General features: G+C 71.9%; 20 protein-coding genes. 13 read left to right on the top strand and 7 right to left on the bottom strand.

All coding sequences use genetic code 11. The features are described 5' to 3' along the window. Nucleotides 1-104 precede the first annotated feature (104 nt). Nucleotides 105-371 (bottom strand): hypothetical protein, encoded by a 267-nt coding sequence (locus tag AS97_RS34885; protein WP_125758608.1) that lies wholly within the window; start codon nt 369-371, stop codon nt 105-107. Between the two features lie 694 nt (nt 372-1,065). Next, nucleotides 1,066-2,709: an FAD-dependent monooxygenase gene (locus AS97_RS34880; RefSeq protein WP_125758609.1), complete on the bottom strand. Its 1,644-nt coding sequence runs from the start codon at nt 2,707-2,709 to the stop codon at nt 1,066-1,068. A 165-nt stretch (nt 2,710-2,874) separates the two neighbouring features. Here AS97_RS34880 and AS97_RS34875 point away from each other — a divergent pair, with 165 nt between their 5' ends. The 9 genes from AS97_RS34875 (at nt 2,875) to AS97_RS34835 (ending at nt 9,893) form a co-directional block, all read left to right on the top strand. Beyond that, nucleotides 2,875-4,053 carry a SchA/CurD-like domain-containing protein gene (locus AS97_RS34875; protein ID WP_059141953.1) on the top strand — a complete coding sequence of 393 codons (1,179 nt, stop codon included), beginning with the start codon at nt 2,875-2,877 and terminating at the stop codon, nt 4,051-4,053. A gap of 69 nt (nt 4,054-4,122) precedes the next feature. Continuing rightward, nucleotides 4,123-4,530: a cupin domain-containing protein gene (locus tag AS97_RS34870; protein WP_086707435.1), complete on the top strand. Its 408-nt coding sequence runs from the start codon at nt 4,123-4,125 to the stop codon at nt 4,528-4,530. Beyond that, entirely contained in the window at nt 4,527-5,795 is a 1,269-nt protein-coding gene (locus tag AS97_RS34865) for a beta-ketoacyl-[acyl-carrier-protein] synthase family protein (protein WP_059141951.1), read from the top strand. Before AS97_RS34870 ends, AS97_RS34865 begins: the two co-directional genes overlap by 4 nt. Next, nucleotides 5,792-7,042: a ketosynthase chain-length factor gene (locus AS97_RS34860; RefSeq protein WP_059141950.1), complete on the top strand. Its 1,251-nt coding sequence runs from the start codon at nt 5,792-5,794 to the stop codon at nt 7,040-7,042. Before AS97_RS34865 ends, AS97_RS34860 begins: the two co-directional genes overlap by 4 nt. After that, the gene (locus tag AS97_RS34855; protein ID WP_059141949.1) at nt 7,042-7,299 is read left to right on the top strand and encodes an acyl carrier protein; all 258 of its coding nucleotides are present in this window, start codon (nt 7,042-7,044) and stop codon (nt 7,297-7,299) included. The genes AS97_RS34860 and AS97_RS34855 overlap by 1 nt, the downstream gene beginning before the upstream one ends. Nucleotides 7,300-7,301: 2 nt before the next feature. Continuing rightward, entirely contained in the window at nt 7,302-7,766 is a 465-nt protein-coding gene (locus AS97_RS34850; protein ID WP_014055765.1) for an SRPBCC family protein, read from the top strand. After that, a complete protein-coding gene (locus AS97_RS34845; protein ID WP_236669744.1) occupies nt 7,763-8,098 on the top strand; it encodes a TcmI family type II polyketide cyclase in 336 nt (111 codons plus the stop codon). Before AS97_RS34850 ends, AS97_RS34845 begins: the two co-directional genes overlap by 4 nt. A 320-nt stretch (nt 8,099-8,418) precedes the next feature. Continuing rightward, nucleotides 8,419-9,018, top strand: coding sequence for a hypothetical protein (locus tag AS97_RS34840; RefSeq protein ID WP_086707433.1), 600 nt, complete (start codon nt 8,419-8,421; stop codon nt 9,016-9,018). A 149-nt stretch (nt 9,019-9,167) separates the two neighbouring features. Further along, nucleotides 9,168-9,893, top strand: a complete 726-nt coding sequence (locus tag AS97_RS34835; protein ID WP_059141947.1) for a class F sortase — start codon at nt 9,168-9,170, stop codon at nt 9,891-9,893. A gap of 100 nt (nt 9,894-9,993) precedes the next feature. Here the strand turns inward: AS97_RS34835 and AS97_RS34830 are convergent, their stop codons facing one another. The 4 genes from AS97_RS34830 to AS97_RS34815 form a co-directional block, all read right to left on the bottom strand. Beyond that, a complete protein-coding gene (locus tag AS97_RS34830) occupies nt 9,994-11,067 on the bottom strand; it encodes a methyltransferase (protein WP_059141946.1) in 1,074 nt (357 codons plus the stop codon). A gap of 11 nt (nt 11,068-11,078) precedes the next feature. Continuing rightward, complete coding sequence (locus tag AS97_RS34825) at nt 11,079-12,155, bottom strand: right-handed parallel beta-helix repeat-containing protein (protein WP_086709849.1); 1,077 nt, start codon at nt 12,153-12,155, stop codon at nt 11,079-11,081. A gap of 84 nt (nt 12,156-12,239) precedes the next feature. Further along, nucleotides 12,240-13,517, bottom strand: coding sequence for an MBL fold metallo-hydrolase (locus tag AS97_RS34820; RefSeq protein WP_247204583.1), 1,278 nt, complete (start codon nt 13,515-13,517; stop codon nt 12,240-12,242). A gap of 71 nt (nt 13,518-13,588) precedes the next feature. Beyond that, nucleotides 13,589-14,812 (bottom strand): aminotransferase class I/II-fold pyridoxal phosphate-dependent enzyme, encoded by a 1,224-nt coding sequence (locus AS97_RS34815; protein WP_086709850.1) that lies wholly within the window; start codon nt 14,810-14,812, stop codon nt 13,589-13,591. A 103-nt stretch (nt 14,813-14,915) separates the two neighbouring features. Here AS97_RS34815 and AS97_RS34810 point away from each other — a divergent pair, with 103 nt between their 5' ends. Beyond that, entirely contained in the window at nt 14,916-15,458 is a 543-nt protein-coding gene (locus AS97_RS34810) for a hemerythrin domain-containing protein (RefSeq protein WP_059141943.1), read from the top strand. Here the strand turns inward: AS97_RS34810 and AS97_RS34805 are convergent. Next, the gene (locus AS97_RS34805; protein WP_086709851.1) at nt 15,382-16,167 is read right to left on the bottom strand and encodes an ANTAR domain-containing protein; all 786 of its coding nucleotides are present in this window, start codon (nt 16,165-16,167) and stop codon (nt 15,382-15,384) included. The two genes, AS97_RS34810 and AS97_RS34805, sit on opposite strands and share 77 nt — an antisense overlap. Nucleotides 16,168-16,313: 146 nt before the next feature. Here AS97_RS34805 and AS97_RS34800 point away from each other — a divergent pair, with 146 nt between their 5' ends. From AS97_RS34800 to AS97_RS34790, 3 genes are all read left to right on the top strand, one after another. Continuing rightward, complete coding sequence (locus AS97_RS34800) at nt 16,314-17,510, top strand: PAS domain-containing protein (RefSeq protein ID WP_086709852.1); 1,197 nt, start codon at nt 16,314-16,316, stop codon at nt 17,508-17,510. A gap of 278 nt (nt 17,511-17,788) precedes the next feature. Beyond that, nucleotides 17,789-18,754 carry a TIGR03557 family F420-dependent LLM class oxidoreductase gene (locus AS97_RS34795; RefSeq protein ID WP_059141940.1) on the top strand — a complete coding sequence of 322 codons (966 nt, stop codon included), beginning with the start codon at nt 17,789-17,791 and terminating at the stop codon, nt 18,752-18,754. Nucleotides 18,755-18,862: 108 nt separating this feature from the next. Then, a complete protein-coding gene (locus AS97_RS34790; RefSeq protein WP_125761596.1) occupies nt 18,863-20,668 on the top strand; it encodes a thiamine pyrophosphate-requiring protein in 1,806 nt (601 codons plus the stop codon). Nucleotides 20,669-20,725: the final 57 nt, after the last annotated feature.

Raw genomic sequence — 20,725 nt, 5'->3', positions numbered from 1 at the left:
CCCCCTCCGCCCCTGGACCCCCGGGGTCTGGGCGGCTCCTTCGGGGCGCGGCCCCAGCGCGGTCCTGACCGGGACGGAGGGTTGTTCGCACGACCGTGCGCGCTTCACTTTCCGGAGATCTTGGCGCGGGCATCGGCCAGCAGTTGGAAGGCGTGCTCGCGGTCCTGCTCCAGCGTGCCGTCGACTCCGCCGACGGTGACTGTGATCAGCTTCCTGCCCTCGCCCGCGTAGGCTTCCACCCTGCCGCCCGCCAGGAACTCCTCGGGAGGGTCGGCCCGGTAGGTGCCGCACGCCCCCTTGGGCCCCTTGAATGCCTTGGTGACTCCGTCGGCCGACGTGGCGTGACACTTCCCGCCGACGTACTCGGCCATCTGGGCGGGTCCTCCTCACCTCGGTGCTGAGGATTTCCAGCGAGAGCTTCGCGAAGGTGCGGGGCGGCCCGCTCGTACCGCGGCCCGGCTCCCTGAGCGAGATATTGACCAGGCACGACCCCTTGCCGTCCTGGAAATGCCCGTTGACGTCGGCGAACTTGTTGTCGCCGAGCGCCACGGCGACCGTTTCCGGCTTCAGATAGTGACCGCAGCCCGTGTTCACCCCCTTGGCCAGCGCTGTGGTCACCGAGGGACCGGTCTCGCTCCCGCCGCCGCTTCCGCACCCGGTCATCAGCAGAAACACCACAACCAACCCGGCCCCAGCAGACCCGCTGCGACGCATCTCCGCCCCCATCACCCTGGCGCATCACCGCTACCCGTTCATGGCGGCAAGACCTTGACAGGCATGCCGCCTCATCGGAGTTGGAGCCACGTCCCCCGGGCGCCTCTGCCGCGGGGCCCGCCGCCCCCGGTCGGCGGGGCGGTTCACCGACCGGGCGCCGCCGCCGTCGCGGGGGTCGCCGCCGCCGCGGGCGCCGTGCCCCGGTCGGGGGCGCCCCGGTCGGAGGCGTCCCGCCGACCACCGACGGGCGGCGCACGGGACAGCGGCACCCGGGAAAGCCGGGGCGCCCGGAAGGCGGGGCTCCCGAAAGGCGGGGCTCCCGGAAGGCGGGGGCTCCCGGGAGCAGGGGCGTCAGCCGTCCAGGCTCAGTACCTCGCGCAGCGCACGCGTCAGCGCGGCCTCCGGGTTGGGCACCGACCGCTCCGCCCGCCAGGCGACGAAGCCGTCGGGGCGGACCAGGACGGCACCGTCGGGGGCGGTGCCGTGCAGTTCGGCCCAGTCCGCGCCCGGTTCGGGGGCGAGTTCATGGTCCGGCCCGTCGCCCACCCGGTAGCAGTCCAGCGGTACGCCGAGGGCGTCGGCCGCGCGGTGGCCCGCCTCGTACCAGGAGGACCCGTCCGGCCCGGTGAGCAGCACACAGGTGCGCTCGTACAGGTCGAGGGTGGACAGCCGCACCCCGCAGCGGTGCACCCACATATGGGGCGCGCGGCTTCCGGGCTCGGCCGATACCGTGAAGTGGTCGGGCACCGCGGGCGCCGCGGCGTCGGCGCCGACGACCGCGCCGCGCACATAGCGGTAGCCCATGGCGACGGCCATGACATTGCTCTGCGGACCCCGGTCCTCGCCGGCGGGCGCCGAATAGCCCGGGTGGCTGTGTTCGGCCGAACGGGCGGCGGCGCGGGCGCTGGTGGCCTGGGCGACCGGGCGCCGCTCCGCGCCGTAGCTCTCCAGCAGCCCGGGGCCCGCCCAGCCGCCCATGACGGCGGCGATCTTCCATGCCAGGTTGTGGGCGTCCTGGATTCCGGTGTTGGAGCCGAAGGCACCGGTGGGCGACATCTCGTGCGCGGAGTCCCCGGCGAGGAAGACCCGGCCGTCGGAGTAGCGGTCCGCCACTCGCTCGGCCGCGTGCCAGGGGGCCTTTCCGGTGACCTCGACCTCCAGGTCGGGCATGCCGACGGCGGTACGGATGTGCTGGGCGCAGCGCTCGTCGGTGAACTCCTCCAGCGCCTCGCCCCGCTCGGGGTGCCAGGGGGCGTGGAAGACCCACTGCTCCTGGTTGTCGACGGGCAGCAGCGCCCCGTCCGCCTCCGGATTGGTGAGGTAGCAGGCGATGAAGTGGCGGTCCCCGACCGCGTCCGCGAGCCGCTTGGCGCGGAAGGTGATGGACACGTTGTGGAACAGCTCGCCGCGTCCGCTCTGCTCGATGCCGAGCGCCTCGCGCACCGGGCTGCGGGGGCCGTCCGCGGCGATGAGGTAGTCGGCGCGGACCGTGGAGCGCCGTTCGGACCTGCGGTCCAGGAGCACGGCGGTGACCCCGTCCGCGTCCTGCTCGAAGGAGATCAGCTCGGTGGAGAACCGCAGATCCCCACCGAGGTCCTGGGCCGCGCTCAGCAGCACCGGCTCCAGGTCGTTCTGGCTGCACAGGCACCATCCGGCAGGGCTGATCCGGGCGGCCTTGCCACCCGGATCCATCTCCCGGAAGAGCCAGTTGCCCTCCGTGCCGGTCAGCGACGGGGTCTGCAGGATTCCATGGTTGTCGGCCAGGACGGACGCGGCCTCGCGGATCGCGGACTCCACTCCGGCGGTGCGGAACAGCTCCATCGTCCGGATGTTGTTCCCCCGTCCGCGCGGGTGGTGCGAGGTGCGCGGGTGTTTTTCGACCAGTACATGACCGATCCCCAGTCGGCCCAGGAACAGTGAGGCGGACAGGCCCACCAGGGAGCCGCCCGCGATGAGGACGGGCACACGCTCAGCATTGTCGGCAAGACGGTTCATTGTGCTGCTATGCCCGGTGTTTCCGGGCTCTTCCGGGACGCTGACGAGGCGTTCGCTCGGATGGCTCACATATCTCGCGCCATTGGTGGGAGCGCCCCACGATCGTCTAACGGGCGGATGTCCTCGATGCCTGGAAGGACGCATCCGCGAAATAAGGAGCGAAATATGAGCACCCTGTCCGATATTCCGGAGTCCACGGTGAGCCCATCACCGACCACCATGGAATCCGCTCTCACCGACACCAGATTGCGCGTCGTCTTGCTGGTGCAGGTCAACAGCGGTGCCGAGCAGCGCTTTCTGCGTGCCTATGACCAGTTGTCCCAGCAGGTGGCCGCGGTGCCCGGGCACATCAGCGACCAGCTCTGCCAGTCGATCGAGAACCCCTCCCAGTGGCTCATCACCAGCGAATGGGAAAGCGCCCCTCCGTTCCTGGCCTGGGTGGACTCTCCCGCACACCGGGAGATGGTCAAGCCCTTCCACGGCTGTGTCGAGGACACCCGCTCGCTGCGGTTCAGCATTCTGCGGGAGACCCTGACCGCCGGATCCGCACCGGTCGATGTCACCACCCGGGGTGTCGACGCCGCGCTGCGGGTCGGCGACGGGCTGGTACGGCAGGCGCTGACCTTCACGGTGAGCCCCGGCAGCGAGGACACCGTCGCCAAGATCCTCGCCGACTACGCCTCACCGGATGCACGCGTCGACGAGACCACCCGGCTCTCCCGCACCTCCGTCTTCATGAACGGCAACCGGGTCGTACGGGCCGTGGAGGTCAAGGGCGACCTGACCGCGGCGCTGCGCTTCGTGGCCCGGCAGCCGGAGATCAAGGCCGTCGAGGAGGCCATCAATCCGTATCTGGAGGAGGACCGCAACCTCGATGACCCCAGCTCGGCACGGGAGTTCTTCGCCCGGGCCTCGCTTCCGGTGGTCCACCACATGATGGCCGGCGGCCCGCGCCCCGCCCAGGGCGTCCACCGGCACGCCCTGCTCTACCCGGTCAAGGTCGGGTGCGGACCGGCGGTGGCCAGTCTGCTGGCCCGGCAGGACGAGCTGGCGGTGAACAAGGAGATGGCCGCCGAGCAGTCCGCCAAGACCCTGCTGAGCAGCACCATCTTCCAGCGCGACGACATCGTGGTCCGGCTGGTGGACCTGAGCGTGCCGCTGGACCGGCACCCCGCCATGGCGGCCGGTGTGAGCGGGCGGCGGGCGGCCGCGGTGCTGGGCCGCCTCCTCGACCTCGGGGCGGACGGGGCGGTGATCGACCTGTCCATGGACGACGGGCTGCGCCGCTTCCTCGCCGACTGCGACATGACCCCGATCACCGACCGCCAAGCGGCCGACCACTGACGCGCCCCTCTTCCCCGCACCTTCCCACCCCCTGTGGCGCGGACCGCGCAACGCTACCTGGAGGAACTCATGACCACGCAGTCCCCTCTCGTCGTCGACCTCGCCGCGGTCGCCCCCAACCGTCGGCGCGGTGGCGATGTGCGCGCCATGCTCACACCGCCGCTGGTGGGCGCCACGAGCGGCTTCATGGGGATGGCCATCGTGGGGCCCGGTGAACGGGTCACCGAGCACTACCACCCGTACTCCGAGGAGTTCGTGTACGTCGTCAGCGGCGACATGGAGGTGGACCTGGACGGCGAGGCGCATCCGCTCCGCCCCGACCAGGCGCTCCTGATCCCCATCAATGTGCGGCACCGGTTCCGCAATGTGGGCAGCACCGAGGCCCGGATGGTCTTCCACCTCGGCCCCCTGGCGCCGCGCCCCGAGCTCGGCCATGTGGACACGGAGTCGGCCGAACCCGCCGAGGCGACGTCGTGACCCGACGGGTGGTGGTCACCGGGCTCGGTGTCGTCGCCCCCGGAGGTGTGGGCGTTCCGGCGTTCTGGGACATGCTCACCGCGGGCCGTACGGCCACCCGCAACATCACGCTCTTCGACGCGGAGCGGTTCCGCTCCCGGATCGCCGCCGAATGCGACTTCGACCCGCTGGCCGGCGGTCTGACCTTCGAGCAGATCGAACGCTCGGACCGCTATGTGCAGTTCGCGCTGGTGGCGGCGAAGGAAGCGGTCCGGGACTCCGGGCTGGACCTCCAGGCGCTCAACCCCTGGCGGATAGGGGTCTCCCTGGGCAGCGCGGTCGCCGCCTCCACCCGGCTGGAGCAGGACTACGTCAAGGTCAGCGATGCCGGGGAGCACTGGGATGTGGACCACCGCAAGGCGGGTCCGCACCTGCAGCACGCGTTCTCACCGAGCGCGCTGTCCTCCGGGGTGGCGGAGCTGACCGGTGCGCAGGGACCCGTGCAGTCCGTCTCCACCGGCTGCACCTCCGGTCTCGACGCGATCGGATACGCCTTCCAGGCGATCGAGGAGCGGCGGGCCGATGTATGCGTCGCCGGGGCCGCGGACTCGCCGATCACCCCGCTGACCGTGGCCTGCTTCGACTCGATCAAGGCCACCTCGGCGAACAACGACAACGCGGCCACCGCCTCGAGGCCGTTCGACGCCCACCGGGACGGCTTCGTCCTCGGCGAGGGCGCCGCCGTGCTGGTCCTGGAGGAGCTGGAGCACGCCCGGGCCCGAGGGGCACGGGCCTACTGCGAGTTCCGGGGCTTCGCCACCTACGGCAACGCGTACCACATGACCGGTCTGACGCGGGAGGGACTGGAGATGTCCGAGGCGATCGACCACGCGCTCGGCCACGCCCGCGTCAACAGCGACGAGATCGACTACGTCAACGCGCACGGCTCGGGCACCAAGCAGAACGACCGGCATGAGACGGCGGCCGTGAAGCGGTCCCTGGGCGAGCACGCGTACAAGACCCCCATGAGCTCGATCAAGTCCATGGTGGGCCATTCGCTGGGGGCGATCGGCGCCATCGAGGTGGTCGCCTGCGCCATGGCGCTCGCCCATGGCGTGGTGCCGCCGACGGCCAACTACGAGACCCCCGACCCCGAATGCGACCTCGACTATGTCCCGCGCACCGCCCGCGCCCTGCCGCTGCGCAATGTGCTGTCGGTCGGCAGCGGGTTCGGCGGCTTCCAGTCCGCGGTGGTGCTGGGCCGGACGGACGGGAGGGCGGCATGAACGCGGCGACGAACACCCGGAACCGGGGCGCGGCCATCACGGGCATCGGTGTGATCGCCCCCAACGGGGTGGGCACCGACGCCTTCTGGAAGGCGACCCGGGAGGGGATCCCCTGCCTCGACCGGATCTCCCGCGAGGGCAGCGGGCACTTCCCGGTCCGGATCGGCGGCCAGGTCCGCGGCTTCGATCCGGGGTCGATGATCGAGGAGCGCTTCCTCGTCCAGACCGACCGCTTCACCCACTTCGCGATGGCCTCGGCCGATCTCGCGCTCGACGACGCCCGGCTGCCGGTGGACGACATGTCGCCGTTCGCGATCGGCGTGGTGACCGCCTCGGGTTCCGGGGGCGGTGAGTTCGGCCAGCGCGAGCTGCAGCAGCTCTACGGCAAGGGGCCGCGCTATGTGGGCCCGTACCAGTCCATCGCGTGGTTCTACGCGGCCAGCACCGGCCAGGTCTCCATCCGCGGCGGGTTCAAGGGCCCCTGCGGAGTGGTGGCCAACGACGAGGCCGGCGGTCTGGACGCGCTCGCGCACGCCCGCCGGTCCATCCGGCGCGGGGCGGACGCGATGGTGGCCGGCGCCTCCGAGGCGTCGCTGGCGCCGTACTCCATCGTCTGCATGCTCGGCTGGGACGAGCTGAGCCGGGCCCGCGACGCGGGCCGGGCCTATCTGCCGTTCACCGAGGACGCCTGCGGATTCGCGCCCGGCGAGGGCGGGGCGATGCTGGTCGTGGAGGAGGAGGGGGCCGCCCGGCGCCGCGGGGTGCCGATCCGGGGCTTCATCGCCGGGTACGGCTCGACCTTCACCGGCGCCTCCCGCTGGGAGCGGTCCCGGGAGGGGCTCGCCCAGGCCATCCGCGTCGCCCTGGAGGACGCCCAGTGCGCGCCGGAGGAGATCGACATGGTCTTCGCCGACGCGCTCGGCGTGCCCGAGGCCGACCGCGCCGAGGCGCTGGCCATCGCCGACGCCCTCGGGCCGCACGGCACCCGGGTCCCGGTGACCGCGCCGAAGACCGGCTTCGGCCGGGTGCACTGCGCGGCCCCCACGCTCGACGTGGTGGCCGCCCTGCTCTCCATGGAGCACCGCGTCGTGCCCCCGACCCCGTACGTCACCGACGTCTGCCATGAGCTCGACCTGGTCACCCGCAGCTCCCGCCCCGCCGAGCCGCGGACGGCGCTGGTGCTCAGCCGAGGGCTCATGGGTTGCAACGCGGCGCTCGTGCTCCGCGGACCGGAAGGAGATTACTGATGTCCAGTCAACTGTCCTATGGGGAACTGGCCACGCTCATGAAGCGCTGCGCCGGGCTCACCGTCGATCCGGACACGATGCGGACCCGGCCGGACTCCACCTTCGAGGAGTACGGCCTGGACTCGCTTGGCCTGCTCGCCATCGTCGGTGAGCTGGAGAACCGGTACGGCACCCCGATCGAGCCGGGTGCCGAAAGCTGCAAGACCCCCGGGGACTTCCTCGACGTCATCAACACCTCACTTACCTCAGGAGCATGAAGATGGCAGGCCACACTGACAACGAGGTCATGATCAAGGCGCCGTTCGACCTCGTCTGGAACATGACCAACGACCTGGAGAACTGGCCGCAGCTCTTCAGCGAGTACGCCTCGGTCGAGGTGCTCCAGCGGACCGGGGACACCACCACCTTCCGCCTCACCATGCACCCCGATGAGGACGGCAAGGTCTGGAGCTGGGTCTCAGAGCGGGAGACGGCCCGCGATGTGCGCACGGTATGGGCCCGCCGCGTCGAGCCCGGCCCCTTCGCGTACATGAACATCCGCTGGGAGTACGAGGAGGAGTCCGAGGGCACCCGCATGCGCTGGACCCAGGACTTCGAGATGCGGCCCGACGCGCCGGTCGACGACCCCACGATGACCGACCACATCAACCGCAACTCCCGTATCCAGATGGACCTGATCCGGGACAAGATCGAGCAGCGGGCCCGGGAGACGGTGAGGGCATGAGCGTGTACCGCACCATGATCGTCGCCAAGATGCGGCGGGACGCGGCCCCCCAGGTGGCCAAGATCTTCGCGGATTCCGACCGCGGCGAACTGCCCAAGCTGATCGGCGTCACCGGCCGCAGCCTCTTCCAGTTCGGCGATGTGTATCTGCATCTGATCGAGGCGGACCGGCCGCCGGCCACCGAGGTCACCAAGTACGCCAAGCACCCGGAGTTCCGTGACGTCAGCGCCCGCCTCCAGCCGTATATGCAGGCGTACGACCCGGCGACCTGGCGCGAGCCCAAGGACGCCATGGCGCATGAGTTCTACCGCTGGGAGCGCGACGCGGGCTAGCGGACGCGTCCCGCCGCACGGGGCCGCCGACGGAGTTCACCTCCCGGCGGCCCTTTCCTTATGCCCCGTCAGCGCAAATCTCACACTACTGGGCTCATCGGAATGTTGTCTGCCGAAAAGGTGAAAGAGCGTCAGTCCATTCGCGCGGCGAATGAGTGATCATTGCGCTTATCTACACCCAGAGGGCTTACAACAGAGCAGATCGCAGGCCGCGCCGAGTGGCAGGGGGAGCCCTCTTCGCTGACGGTGGACAAGACGCCGATGCGATCCCTTTATCTGGCAAATAGTCAGTATCGCGACGGCGCCGGAAGGAATGACTCATGCGATCTACTCGCGCACTCTTCACCGGGGCGGCGATTGCCGCCACCCTGACCCTGGGCGCCCCCGCCGCCGCGTTCGCCGCCGACGTCTCGGACCCGGGCGGTCACGGTGGGTACTCGAGCAGCCAGGAGTCCTCCGAGGACGGCTACGGCCAGGGCGGCAGCTCCTGGAAGGACAAGGACGACCACGGCCGCGAGGACGGCCGGGAAGACCACGGCAAGGAAGAGATGAAGGGCAAGGACGAGGGCGGCGACTTCGACCACGGCAAGGAGGAGGGCCGGGACTTCGACCACGGCAAGGACGAGGGCCGCGACTTCGACCACGGCAAGGACGAGGGCCGCGACTTCGACCACGGCAAGGACGAGGGCCGGGAGCGCGACCACGAGTGGGACGGCAAGAAGGACGACCACGACTGGTCCGGCGGCTCCTGGAAGGACCACGAGAAGGGCGAGAAGCCGCGCGGTGGCGTCCACACCGGTGGTGGCGGCATGGCCACCACGGGCAGCGGCATGGCCGCCGGCTCCGTTCTGCTCCTCGGTGGTCTGGGCGCCGGCGCCTACGCCCTGCGTCGCCGCAAGCCGACCGGCACCGCGATCTGAGCCTGACGCTTTCGTAATTCCGTGCTGCCGTGGCACCTCCGCCGAGCGGTGGTGCCACGGCAGCACCACGAGCGCTATGGAAAAGCGGCCGCGAGAAAAGCACCGCGAGAATGACACCGAAAGGCGCTGTGAGAAAGGCGAACACCCCTATGGGAAAGCCGGCCAAGCAGGGCGCTGCCGACAGCAACACCCGCATCCTCCGCTGGGCCGCCGCGTCGGCCCTCATCGGCGTATTCCTCATCTACAACTCCGTCGACGCCGCCTCCCAGAACACCCCGGCGTCGGCCCGGACCACGGCCAGTGCCCCGGCGTCCATCTCCGAACCGGAGAGCGACACTTCGGCCGAGGACGACTACGCGGACTCCTCGGAGTCGACGGGCGCCCCCGAGTCCCGTCCGGGACCCGCGCTGCCGCGCTCCCCCGCGTCCCATCTGGACATCCCCTCGATCGGCGTGAGCGCGCCCTTCACCCCCCTCGCGCTGGACGCGGCGGGTGTGCTGGTGCCGCCCCCGGACACCGAGCAGAACCTGGTGGGCTGGTACGAGGGCGGCCCCTCCCCCGGTGAACGCGGCAACGCCATCGTGGCCGGGCATGTGGACACCAAGACCGGCCCGGCGGTGTTCGCCACCCTCAGCCAGCTCAAGCCGCAGGGCAAGGTGGCCATCACCCGCGAGGACGGGATCGTCGCGACCTTCGTCGTCGACAAGATCAAGACCTTCAAGAAGAACGCCTTCCCGGACCAGAAGGTGTACGGGGACACCCCCAATGCCCAGCTGCGGCTGATCACCTGCGGCGGGGCCTACGACCACACGGCCAAGGACTACACGGCCAATGTGGTGGTGTTCGCGCACCTCAGCTCGTACCGCTACAGCTGACGGCACAGCTGACGGACCGACAACGGACAGACCGAGCACACGCCACGGTGCCCGCGTCGTCGAGGACGGACGACGCGGGCACCGTGCGTGGCGTGTGCGGCTAGCGGCGGCCCGTGGCGGGCACCGTGGAGTCGAAGGCGTGCAGCGCGCCGTTGACCGGCCGGATGTCGGTCACGTTCAGACCGGCCTCGGTCATCCGCGTCACCATGCTGTCCTCGGTGTGCTTCCGGCCGCCCACGTTGAGCAGCAGGAACAGGTCCATCGCCGTGGTGAAGGAGGAGGGGCTGTTGTCGACGAGGTTCTCGATGACGACCACCCTGGCGCCGGGCCGCGCCGCCGCGACCACGTTGGCGAGCGTCCGGCGGGTGCTCTCGTCGTTCCATTCGAGGATGTTCTTGATGATATAGAGGTCGGCCTCGACGGGAACCTCACGACGGCAGTCGCCGGGCACCAGCGTCGCCCGCGAGGCCAGTGGCCCGCCGTCCCGCAGCCGCGGATCGGCGTTCGCCACCACCTGCGGCAGGTCCAGCAGCGAGCCCCGCAGCGCCGGGTGCCGTTCCAGCAGGCTGGCCAGCACATGGCCCTGGCCGCCGCCGATGTCCACCACGTCCTTGACTCCGTCGAGGTCGAGGAAGGCGGCGACATCGGCGGCGGACTGCCGGCTGGAGGTGGTCATCGCGGCGTCGAACACCCGGGCCGACTCGGGGGCGTCCTCATGGAGATAGGCGAAGAAGTCCTTGCCGTAGATCTCGTTGACGACACAGCCGCCGCCGCGCACCGCACGGTCCAGCAGCGGCCACGCCTCCCAGGTCCACGGCTCCGTGCACCACAGGGCGATGTTCCGCAGACTGCCCGGGGTGTCCTCGCGCAGCAGCCGGGACATCTCGGTGTGCCGGAAGTGGCCGTCCTCGGTCTCGGCGAAGATCTGACAGCACGCCAGGGAGCGCAGCAGCCGGCGCAGCGGATCGGGCTCGACGTCCACGGCGGAGGCCAGTTCGCCGATGGAGGCGGGCTGCTCCCCCAGCGCGTCGGCGATCCGCAGCCGGACCGCGGCGCGCACGGAGGCCGCCCGTGCGGCGCCGAAGACGATCTCCCGCAGCTGCATGGGCGGCGGGAGCGCGGCCGGTGGGGGCTGTGCCGCGGCCGCGGGGGTGGTGGTGTCCACAGTGGTCATGACGTCGCCTCTCAGCACCGGCCCGTGGGCACGGACAGCTCGCACACGTTGTCGGTGAAGGTGTTGTCGGGGCCCTTGTCCCGGTCGGCCAGGTCGGCGGGCTTGTTGCCGCTCATCACATTGCGGCTGACGGCGTTCTTGGCGTTGGGGGCGCCCACGACGCTGGTGAACAGCACGATCCCGCCGGACATGGGCGAGGTGCCCACGTTGTCGGTCACCTGGTTGCCCGTCACCCGGGTGCCCTCGGTGCCGGTGAGCACGATGCCGGCACCCTGGATGAAGGGGAGCCGGTCGGTTGCCGCGCAGTAGGCGTTGTTCGCGTACACGGAGTTGTGGCGGACGTTCAGGTCCCCCGCGCGCGGGGTCGATTCGTCGCCGACGACGAACACCCCGGCGCAGTTGGCCGTGATGGTGTTCCGCTCGACGGTCATGTCGCGCAGCCGGCGGACCACGACACCGGTCCGGTTGCCGCTGAGCTGGTTGCCGGTGACCAGGGTGCCCAGGGCGTCGGTGGCGCCGCCCTCGGCGTCGATGGTGTTGGCCAGGAAGATGCCGGACTGCTTGTTGCTCCGCGAGACGTTGTCGGCGAAGGTGCCGCGAGTGGACATCTCCTGGCCCATGCCCTGCTGGCCGTTGTCCTCGGTGACGGTGTCCCGCACGGTCATCCGGTCGGTGCCGGAACCCCAGATGCCGTTCTTGGCGAAGCCGGTGACCTTCAGTGAGCCGATCCGTACATCCGAGACGGGGTCTTGGGCCGTCCCGGTGACGCAGATGCCGTGGCCGGCCGCGCCACAGGCGTTGTCCGACGGCTTCGCGGCCGGGGAGAGCACGGTGCTCTGGCCCGCGCCGAGCAGGGTCAGCCGGTCGGTGGTGATCTGGATGTTCTCCCGGTAGGTGCCGGGCCGGAGCTCGATGGTGTCGCCGGGCTTGGCGGCGTCCACGGCGGCCTGGACGGACTGGCCCGGCTGCACCACATGGCGGGTCCCGGCCTGGTCGACGGGGGCGGCGTGGGCTCCGGGGAGCTGGGCGAGTTCGATGACGAGGACGGCCGTGAGGCCCGCGAGGTGACGAAGTTTCGGAGTGCGCATGAACAGGAAGCTAGGTGCGCTCCGCACCACTCGCCACTTATGATCTACCTGTCACCTATGCACCTTATTCCCCCACTTGGCCCTCTATTCGAGCACGCGCGAGGCACCGACCGGCAGATCCCACAGCTCCTCGCGCGGACGGCCGGTGGCCTCCCAGGCGGCGCGGATCCGGTGCAGCGGCTCCAGGGGTGGCTCGGCCGAGAGCAGGAAGGTCGACCAGTGCATGGGCGCCAGCACCCGCGCCCCCAGGTCCTGATGCGCCCGTACGGCGTCCTCCGGATCGGTGTGCACCCCGCCCAGCATCCAGCGCGGCTCATAGGCGCCAATGGGCAGCAGCGCCAGATCGATGCCCGGGTAGCGGCGGCCGATCTGCCGGAACCAGTGGCCGTAGCCGGTGTCCCCGGCGAAGTACACCCGCCGGCCGCCGGGCGCGGTGATGACCCATCCGCCCCACAGCGAGCGGCAGGTGTCGGTGAGGGTGCGCTTACTCCAGTGGTGGGCCGGGACGAAGTCGAAGCGGACCGGGCCGTCCTCACCGGGCAGTTCGGCCGCCTCCCACCAGTCGAACTCGGTCACCCGGGTGAACCCGCGCGTCCGGAACCAGCCGGCGAGCCCGGCCGGGACGAAGACCGGCGTCGTCCTCGGCAGCCGTTTGACCGTGGGTGCGTCCAGATGGTCGTAGTGGTTGTGGCTGATGACGACCGCGTCGACCGGCGGCAGATCCTCCCAGCGGACCCCCACCGGGGTGACCCGGGCCGGGGTGCCGAGGATCCTGCGGGCCCAGACCGGGTCGGTGAGCACGGTGAGCCCGCCGATCCGCACCACCCAACTGGCGTGCCCCGCCCAGGTGACCGCGGTCCGGCCGGGGACGGGGAGCGGCAGCGGCCCCGGTGCGAAGGGCAGCTCGGGGATCTGGCGGAGCGTCTTCACGGGCGGCCTGAGCCGCCCCTCCCGCGCCAGCCGGGCCACCGCCCGCACCCCGGGCAGCGGAGAGGTGAGCCGATCGGCGAACGACCGCGGCCAACGGCGGACCTCGTACAGCGGACGGGGGGCGGTGGGCTCGGGGGTGGCCAACTCGGAGGCGACCGGATTGGAGGTGGCCGACTCGGAGACCGCCGGATCGGAAGTTGTGGCCGGATCGGGTCTGGCTGACTCGAAGGTGGCCGACCCGGAGGCCGCCGGATCGGAGGTCGCCGGATCGGAGGCGGCCGACTCGGGGGCGGCCGACTCGGGGGCGGCCGGCTCGGGGGCGGCCGACTCGGTCGTGGTCGGATCAGGGGCGGCCGACTCGGTCGTGGTCGGGACCGGCCGGGGCCGGTCGGCCGGTTCCGCCGGGTCGGCCTGCTCGACGTGGTCGGTCATGGCCTGACTCCCTTCCCTCTCTGGTCGGCCCTTCCGTGCCGGCGCGTCATATGGCGGCGGTCCCGGGCGGCTCAGGCCGCCGGGCCGTCCTCGATCAGGTCCCGGAAGGCCGTCTCGAAGGCGGCCAACGCCGCGGCCACATGGGGCAGTTCCAGCGGATCGGGCGCCTGGAGCGCCCGTAGCCGCGGCTCCTCCGCCGCCCCCAGCAGCGGCAGGGTCGCCAGCCGTAGCCGCAGGGTGTGCGGGGGGTCGCCGAAGCGATGGCCGCCGGCCACGCTCCGGCCCACCCGCCGCACCAGCTCGCGCTCCAGCTCCACCGAGTCGGTGATGCCACGGGCGGCGAGCACCCCGCGCAGCTCGTCGAGGTCGGCGTAGAGATGGCGGCCGGCCTGCGGCGGGCGGGCCAGCGCCCCGACGGCGGTCAGCGCGCGGTAGGCCGCCGCGGCCACGGCCCCGTGCGCCCGGGCCGCGGCGGCCATCCGGCCCCGGACCGGCTCGGGCTCGCCGAGGGCGTACTCGGCGGCCGCGGTGATGGACGCGGGCAGCCCGGAGCGTACGGCGGTGAGCAGGGACAGCACCCGGCCGCGCAGCTCCACCCCGCGCTCGGTGGCCGGGAACCGGGCCATCGCGGCGGGCCAGCCCGCCGGGGTGAAGGCGCCCCCCAGGTCGGAGAGCACGATCACGTTCTCCGGGCTCATCTCGGCGGGGCTGAGCAGCACCGTGCCATGCGGATGGTGGACGGTGTCCCGCCAGGTCTCGTCGCTGACGATCAGCAGCCCCTCGGCCACGGCCGCCTCGCACACCTCGTGCAGCATCTCGGGCGGGGCCACGGTGCCGGTGGGGTCGTCGGCCACCGACAGCAGGAGGACCCGGGGCACCCCGCCCTCGGTGCGGATCCTGCGGACGATCTCCAGCAGCGCGAACGGATCGGGCAGCCCGCCGCATTCGGCCGGGACGGGCGCGTGGTGGGCGCGCCGGTTCACCAGCCGCACCAGCGGCGCGTACCAGGCGGCGCAGGGGCGGGGCAGCAGCACATCGCCGCCGGGGCCCGAGGCGAGCAGCGCCAGCAGCAGCGGCTCGGCGCCGGGGGCGACCACGACATGCTCCGGATCGGTCCACAGCCCGCGCCGCGACCAGTAGCCACAGGCGGCCGAGCGCAGCCCGGCCGAGCCGCCGACCGGCTCCGGCGCGGTGTGGCCGGCCGTCGCGACGAAGCTGTCGAGCAGCTCCGGGAGGACCGGCAGCCCGCCGTCGTCCCGGTCCGCCGGAGCCGGGGCGGTCCACTGCCGCTGCATTCGTCCACCTCCGCCCGTGCCGGACGCGTCACCGCCTGCGTATGTCCACCTTCGCAGATCTCCGGCGCCGTTTCGCGGAAGGCGGCCGGGGGACCCGGGCGCCATGACAGCCATGCCGGAACAGCACGATGTGGTGGACGTCCTCACCACGGACCACCACGTGGTGCGCAACCTCTTCGAGGGGTACCGCGCCACCACCGACCCCGACCAGCGGCGGCAGCTCGTCGACCGGATGACGGTGGAGGTGGTGCGGCACTCCGTGGCCGAGGAGACCTATCTGTACCCCACGGTCCGCAAGGCGCTGCCGAACGGCGACCGGATCGCCGACGAGGAGATCGAGGAGCTGACCGAGGCCGAGCGGATCCTGTCCGATCTGGACGCCGTGGACCCCCGGGACCGGCGGTTCGACCCGCTGGTACGGGATTTGATGGACGTGGTGACCATGCATATCCGCGGTGAGGAGGACCTCGTCTTCCCCGAGCTGCGGGAGCGGCTCACCCCCGAGGAGCGGATGATGCTGGGCCTGCGCGTCGGCGAGGCGACGGCCGCCGCGCAGGGCGTGCCCCCGGTCAGCCCGGAAGGTCCCGGTCCGGGCCGGACGCTGGCCGACCGGGTCCGGGAGCGGCTGACCGGTCGAACGCGATGAGCTCCTTCTCCAGACCACGGCCGCGGGTGCGCACCACGGTCTCGGCGAGTTCCGCCAGCTTTTTGTTGGTCCGCTGGGAGAGCCGGCGCAGCAGGTCGAACGCCTGCTCCGCGTCGCAGCCCAGGACGTACATGACGATGCCGCACGCCTGGTCGACCACCGGCCGGGTGCGCAGCGCCGTGTCCAGCTGGTCGACCTGGACGAGGGCCGCGCGGTAGAGCCGGTCCCGGGCCATGCTCTCGGTGGCCAGGTCGCCGAGCAGCTCGGTGGTGCCCTGAGCGGCCTTCTTCAGGGGGCCGGGGCGCAGCCCGTAGACCGAGACGGTCACGGTGAGCCCGTCGCAGGCGAAGGGCAGGGTGGCGGTGGACCGTACGCCCGCGTCCAGCGCCCGGGCGCGGTAGCTCGGCCAGCGGTCGTCGTGGAGCAGATCGTCGGCGCCCGCCGGGCGGCCGGTGTCGAGCGCCGCGAGGATCGGGCCCTCCCCGGCGCTCATCTGGACCGACACCAGCGCCGACAGATCGGGGTGGGTGGCCGCCGTGGTCCGGTCCGCGGCGGCGCCGGAGGACTCCTCGGCGAGCACGGCGGTGGCGGTGGCCCCGCAGCTGTCGGGCGTGCCCGCGGCGGCCTGCTCGGCCAGTTCGGCCAGGCCGCGGCCGAGGGATGGCGCGTCGGTCTGGCAGGCCGTGCGGATGTGCGTACGGTCGGGCATTGCCGGGTCCGCTCCTCTCGCTCCGATGCGATCCGCTTTATGGCCCCGTCCCCGTCCGGGGCCCCGATTTCTTCGCCTTCCCACGGCATTGAGCGGAAAACGGCACCCATGCCGCCCGCCGCGTCCGGTCAGGCTACGGTGTGCCCATGCCAGGCGCTCAGGAGTTTGGTGCGGAGCTCACAGACTTCCGCAGACGGGTCGACGAATTGCGGACCGCGCGGGCCTCGCTGCCCTCGCAGGAGCGGCTGTCCTTGCTGGACGCCGCTCTTTTCGAGCTCCAGCACGTGGTCGACGTGCTGTGGCCGCGGTACGACGAGCTGACGGCGGCCTCCCGGAGCCCCGGCGGGGGCCGGGCCGACCCGCAGGAACAGCAACTGCTGCGGGCGCTGTTCCAGCGGCTGCCGGTCCCTGCGGTCCTGCTGGACCGCGACACCGTGGTGCGGCGCATGAACTTCGCCGCCACCCAGCTCTTCCACACCCGCGCCGGGTACGCCACCGGGCGCCCGCTCGCCGCCTCGCTGCGGCGCGACGGGCAGGCCGCGCTGCGCTCGCAGGTCGCCGCGGTCGCGCGCGGTGAGGGCGACCGCAGTCTGACGGTGCGGCTGTCGCAGCCGTCGGCCGACGGTGAGGTGCGGGTGACCCTGGCCGCGCTGCGGCCGCCGGGCGAGCCCCATCCGGCGGTGCTGGCGGCGTTCCAGCCCGGGGTGATCGGTGGTCCGGCGGGCGAGGGGACGGCCGGGGCGCGGCGCCCGGAGTCCCGGCCGGACCTGGCGGAGGTGACCCGCCATGCCGAGCTGCTGGACCTGGCCGACGACATGGCGACGGCGCTGCTGAGGGTGGCGCTGGCCGGGGGCGGTCCGGAGGCCGTGCTGGCCAGGACCGCGGAGGTGCTGCACGGCCGGTTCGCGGACTGGGTGATCGCCGACCTGGCCCCGGAGAGCGGTCCCGGCGCCCCGCGCCGGGTGGTGGCGCTCGGCCCGCGGGACGCGGTGGGCGACCGTACGGCCTCCCTGGCGGAGCAGGACCCGGCCGACTGCCCCCTGGTGGTGGACGCGCTGTCCGACGGGGTCTCCGCGCTGCGGGTGAGCCCGGCCGACGCCGACGCCTTCGGCCGGGACGCGACGGGTGCGCCCATCTTGGTGCGGGAGGAGGTCACCTCGCTGCTGTGCATACCCCTGCGCGCCTCCGCCACGGAGCCGGTCCGCGGGGCGCTCACGCTCTTCCGTACGGGCGGGCGCGGTGCCTTCGAGATGGCGGAGGCGGGCGTGGCGGACCGGATCTCCCGCCATGTCGCCCTGGCCATGCCGCGCACGGCGCCACGCGCCCCGGCGCCGGGGGCGTGACCCGGCGGGGCCGCGAACCGTAAGGGCACCGAGCCCGGGCGCGCCCTGGTCAGCACACCGGGCACGGGCCCACCCCCGCCCCACACCGGGCACGGGCCCGCCCCGGCCCCACACCGGGCGCGGGCCTGTGGCGCCTGCCCGTTCCGACGCCGGGCGCATGCCTTCGGCGCACCACCACGTGCCCGTCCCGCGCCGGATCAAACGAGGTTTCCTTCCCCGGGCGCCGGTTACCCGTCGCATCTGCCGACACCCGCCGGCTCCGCGCGCGAGGAGGGCCCATGACCGAGTACGGCTATTTCCTGGCCGCCGAAGAACACGGGCCCGCGGACCTCGTCGAGCAGGCCCGGATGGCGGAGCAGGCCGGTTTCCACGCATTGTGGATCTCCGACCACTACCACCCCTGGAACGAAGCCCAGGGCCAGAGTTCCTTCGTCTGGTCGGTGATCGGCGCACTCGCGCAGGCCACCAGCCTGCCCGTGCAGACCGCGGTGACCTGCCCCATCATCCGTATCCATCCCGCCATCGTGGCCCAGGCCGCCGCGACCAGCTCGGTGCTGCTGGAGGGCCGCTTCCGGCTGGGCGTGGGCAGTGGCGAGGCGCTGAACGAGCATGTGCTGGGCGACCGCTGGCCGCCCGCGGCGATCCGGCTGGAGATGCTGGAAGAGGCCGTGATGGTGATGCGCCAGCTGTTCGAGGGGCGCCGCGTCACCCATCACGGCAAGCACTACACGGTGGAGAACGCACGGCTGTACACGGTGCCCGACGAACCGGTGCCCATCGACATCGCGGCCTTCGGATCGGCCGCCGCCGCGCTGGCCGGGCGGGTCGGCGACGGCTTCATCACCGTGGTCCCGGACGCGGAGCTGGTGGCGCGGTTCCGGCGCGGCAGCGGGGCCGGGGGCAACAGCAAACCGGCCCGCGGCGGGCTGAAGGTGTGCTACGGCCCGGACCCCGACGAGGCGCTGCGCACCGCCCACCGGCTGTGGCCGACCGAGGCGCTGCCCGGTGCGGTGCTGTCGACGCTGGCCACCCCGAGCCAGTTCGAGCAGGCCGCCCAGCTCGTCACCCCCGAGCGGCTGGCCGAAGAGGTGGTCTGCGGGGATGACGCGGAGGCCCATGTCAGGGCACTCAACGCGTACGCCGAGGCCGGATTCGACACCGTCTACGTCAATCAGATCGGCCCCGACCAGCGGGGCTTCTTCGACTTCTACCGCACCAAGGTGCTGCCGCAGGTGGCCCGCTGAGAACCGCCGCGGGGGGCCGGGGCCGACAACCGCCACGCGCGGTCGACAGGACCGGTTCGCCCCGAACCACGAGCACGGCTGAACCGCCGAGAGGAGCGATGACCCGCCATGACCATGAAAGTGGCCGACTACATCCTCGCCCGACTGTCCGAGTGGGGTGTCGAGCATGTCTTCGGCTACCCGGGGGACGGAATCAACGGCCTGCTCGCCGCATGGGGACGGGCCGAGAACGAGCCCCGGTTCATCCAGGCCCGGCACGAGGAGATGGCGGCCTTCGAGGCCGTCGGCTACGCCAAGTTCAGCGGCCGCCTCGGGGTGTGCGCGGCCACCTCGGGCCCCGGCGCGATCCACCTGCTGAACGGGCTGTACGACGCCAAGCTGGACCATGTGCCGGTGGTGGCGCTGGTCGGCCAGACCCACCGCAGCGCGATGGGCGGCTCGTACCAGCAGGAGGTGGATCTGCACAGCCTCTTCAAGGACGTGGCCTCCGACTTCCTGGAGACGGTCACCGTCCCCGAGCAGCTGCCCAACGTCCTGGACCGGGCGATCCGCACCGCCTACGCCCGCCGCGCCCCCACCGCCGTGATCATCCCGGCGGATGTGCAGGACCTGGACTACTCCCCGCCCACCCATGAGTTCAAGATGGTGCCCTCCAGCCTGGACCGCAGCGGCTGGTCCGCGGTGCCGTCCAGCACCGCGGTGGAGCGGGCCGCGGAGGTGCTGAACTCGGGCGAGCGGGTGGCGATCATGGTCGGCCAGGGCGCCGCCGGGGCGCGCGAGGAGGTCCAGCGGATCGCCGAGACCCTCGACGCCGGTGTCGCCAAGGCGCTGCTCGGCCTGGATGTGCTCAGCGATGAACTGCCCTATGTCACCGGGTCCCTCGGGCTGCTGGGCACCCGGCCCTCGTACGAGATGATGCGGGACTGCGACACGCTGCTGACGATCGGCTCCAGCTTTCCGTACGCCCAGTTCCTGCCGGAGTTCGGCAAGGCGCGCGGGGTCCAGATCGATCTCGATCCGCACATGATCGGGATGCGCTACCCGTACGAGGTCAATCTGGTCGGCGACGCGCGCGAGACCCTGCTGCGGCTGCTGCCCCAGCTGGAGCGCAAGAAGGAGCGCGGCTGGCAGGAGGAGATCATCTCGGGGGTACGGCGCTGGCGCGAGGTGACATCCCAGCGCGCGGAGGTGTCCGCCGATCCGATCAACCCCGAGTATGTGGCCCACTGCCTGGATCCGCTGCTGCCCTCCGACGCCATCATCACCTGCGACTCCGGTTCCGTCGCCAACTGGTACGCCCGCCATCTGCGGATGCGCGGCGAGATGCGCGCCTCGCTGTCGGGCACGCTGGCCACGATGGGCTGTGGGGTGCCGTACGCGATCGGCGCCAAGTTCGCCCATCCGGACCGGCCGGCGGTGGCGCTGGTCGGGGACGGCGCGATGCAGATGAACGGCATGGCGGAGCTGATCACGGTGGCCAAGTACCGCCAGTCGTGGGAGGACCCCCGGCTGGTGATCGGCGTCTGGAACAACCAGGACCTCAACCAGGTCACCTGGGAGATGCGGGCGATGGGCGGGGCGCCGCAGTTCCTGCCCTCGCAGGAGCTCCCCGACGTCTCCTACGCGCGGTTCGCCGAATCGCTCGGCATGACCGGCATCCGGGTGGAGAAGCCCGAGCAGGTCGAGCAGGCGTGGCGCGAGGCGCTGGCCGCGGACGGCCCGGCGGTCGTGGAGTTCCTCACCGATCCGGCCGTACCGCCGATCCCGCCGCATGCCACCTGGGAGCAGATGGAGGCCACGGTCGAGTCGATCATCAAGGGCGACTCGGACCGGGCGGGCATGGTCCGCCAGGGCCTGAAGGCGAAGGTGCAGGAGTACCTGCCGCACCGGAAGAGGGCTTCGGACGACGCCTGAGCGCCCGTCGCCCCTGATGTATCCGTTTCGACCCCGTCCGCGCTGGCTACCCGCCGC

The sequence above is a fragment of the Streptomyces sp. AgN23 genome (genome assembly GCF_001598115.1).
Taxonomy (GTDB): Bacteria; Actinomycetota; Actinomycetes; order Streptomycetales; family Streptomycetaceae; genus Streptomyces; species Streptomyces antimycoticus.
This window is presented reverse-complemented; position numbering and strand designations above follow the sequence as displayed.

What these genes read in the sequence shown, in the direction of transcription:
- AS97_RS34815 (WP_086709850.1), bottom strand. Translation starts at nt 14,812, where the DNA reads ATGCAGCGGCAGTGGACCGCCCCGGCTCCGGCGGACCGGGACGACGGC.
- AS97_RS34870 (WP_086707435.1), top strand. Translation starts at nt 4,123, where the DNA reads ATGACCACGCAGTCCCCTCTCGTCGTCGACCTCGCCGCGGTCGCCCCC.
- AS97_RS34825 (WP_086709849.1), bottom strand. Translation starts at nt 12,155, where the DNA reads ATGCGCACTCCGAAACTTCGTCACCTCGCGGGCCTCACGGCCGTCCTC.
- AS97_RS34795 (WP_059141940.1), top strand. Translation starts at nt 17,789, where the DNA reads ATGACCGAGTACGGCTATTTCCTGGCCGCCGAAGAACACGGGCCCGCG.
- AS97_RS34830 (WP_059141946.1), bottom strand. Translation starts at nt 11,067, where the DNA reads ATGACCACTGTGGACACCACCACCCCCGCGGCCGCGGCACAGCCCCCA.
- AS97_RS34850 (WP_014055765.1), top strand. Translation starts at nt 7,302, where the DNA reads ATGGCAGGCCACACTGACAACGAGGTCATGATCAAGGCGCCGTTCGAC.
- AS97_RS34885 (WP_125758608.1), bottom strand. Translation starts at nt 371, where the DNA reads ATGGCCGAGTACGTCGGCGGGAAGTGTCACGCCACGTCGGCCGACGGA.
- AS97_RS34840 (WP_086707433.1), top strand. Translation starts at nt 8,419, where the DNA reads ATGCGATCTACTCGCGCACTCTTCACCGGGGCGGCGATTGCCGCCACC.
- AS97_RS34835 (WP_059141947.1), top strand. Translation starts at nt 9,168, where the DNA reads ATGGGAAAGCCGGCCAAGCAGGGCGCTGCCGACAGCAACACCCGCATC.
- AS97_RS34810 (WP_059141943.1), top strand. Translation starts at nt 14,916, where the DNA reads ATGACAGCCATGCCGGAACAGCACGATGTGGTGGACGTCCTCACCACG.
- AS97_RS34800 (WP_086709852.1), top strand. Translation starts at nt 16,314, where the DNA reads ATGCCAGGCGCTCAGGAGTTTGGTGCGGAGCTCACAGACTTCCGCAGA.
- AS97_RS34790 (WP_125761596.1), top strand. Translation starts at nt 18,863, where the DNA reads ATGACCATGAAAGTGGCCGACTACATCCTCGCCCGACTGTCCGAGTGG.
- AS97_RS34860 (WP_059141950.1), top strand. Translation starts at nt 5,792, where the DNA reads ATGAACGCGGCGACGAACACCCGGAACCGGGGCGCGGCCATCACGGGC.
- AS97_RS34880 (WP_125758609.1), bottom strand. Translation starts at nt 2,709, where the DNA reads ATGAACCGTCTTGCCGACAATGCTGAGCGTGTGCCCGTCCTCATCGCG.
- AS97_RS34875 (WP_059141953.1), top strand. Translation starts at nt 2,875, where the DNA reads ATGAGCACCCTGTCCGATATTCCGGAGTCCACGGTGAGCCCATCACCG.
- AS97_RS34820 (WP_247204583.1), bottom strand. Translation starts at nt 13,517, where the DNA reads ATGACCGACCACGTCGAGCAGGCCGACCCGGCGGAACCGGCCGACCGG.
- AS97_RS34845 (WP_236669744.1), top strand. Translation starts at nt 7,763, where the DNA reads ATGAGCGTGTACCGCACCATGATCGTCGCCAAGATGCGGCGGGACGCG.
- AS97_RS34855 (WP_059141949.1), top strand. Translation starts at nt 7,042, where the DNA reads ATGTCCAGTCAACTGTCCTATGGGGAACTGGCCACGCTCATGAAGCGC.
- AS97_RS34805 (WP_086709851.1), bottom strand. Translation starts at nt 16,167, where the DNA reads ATGCCCGACCGTACGCACATCCGCACGGCCTGCCAGACCGACGCGCCA.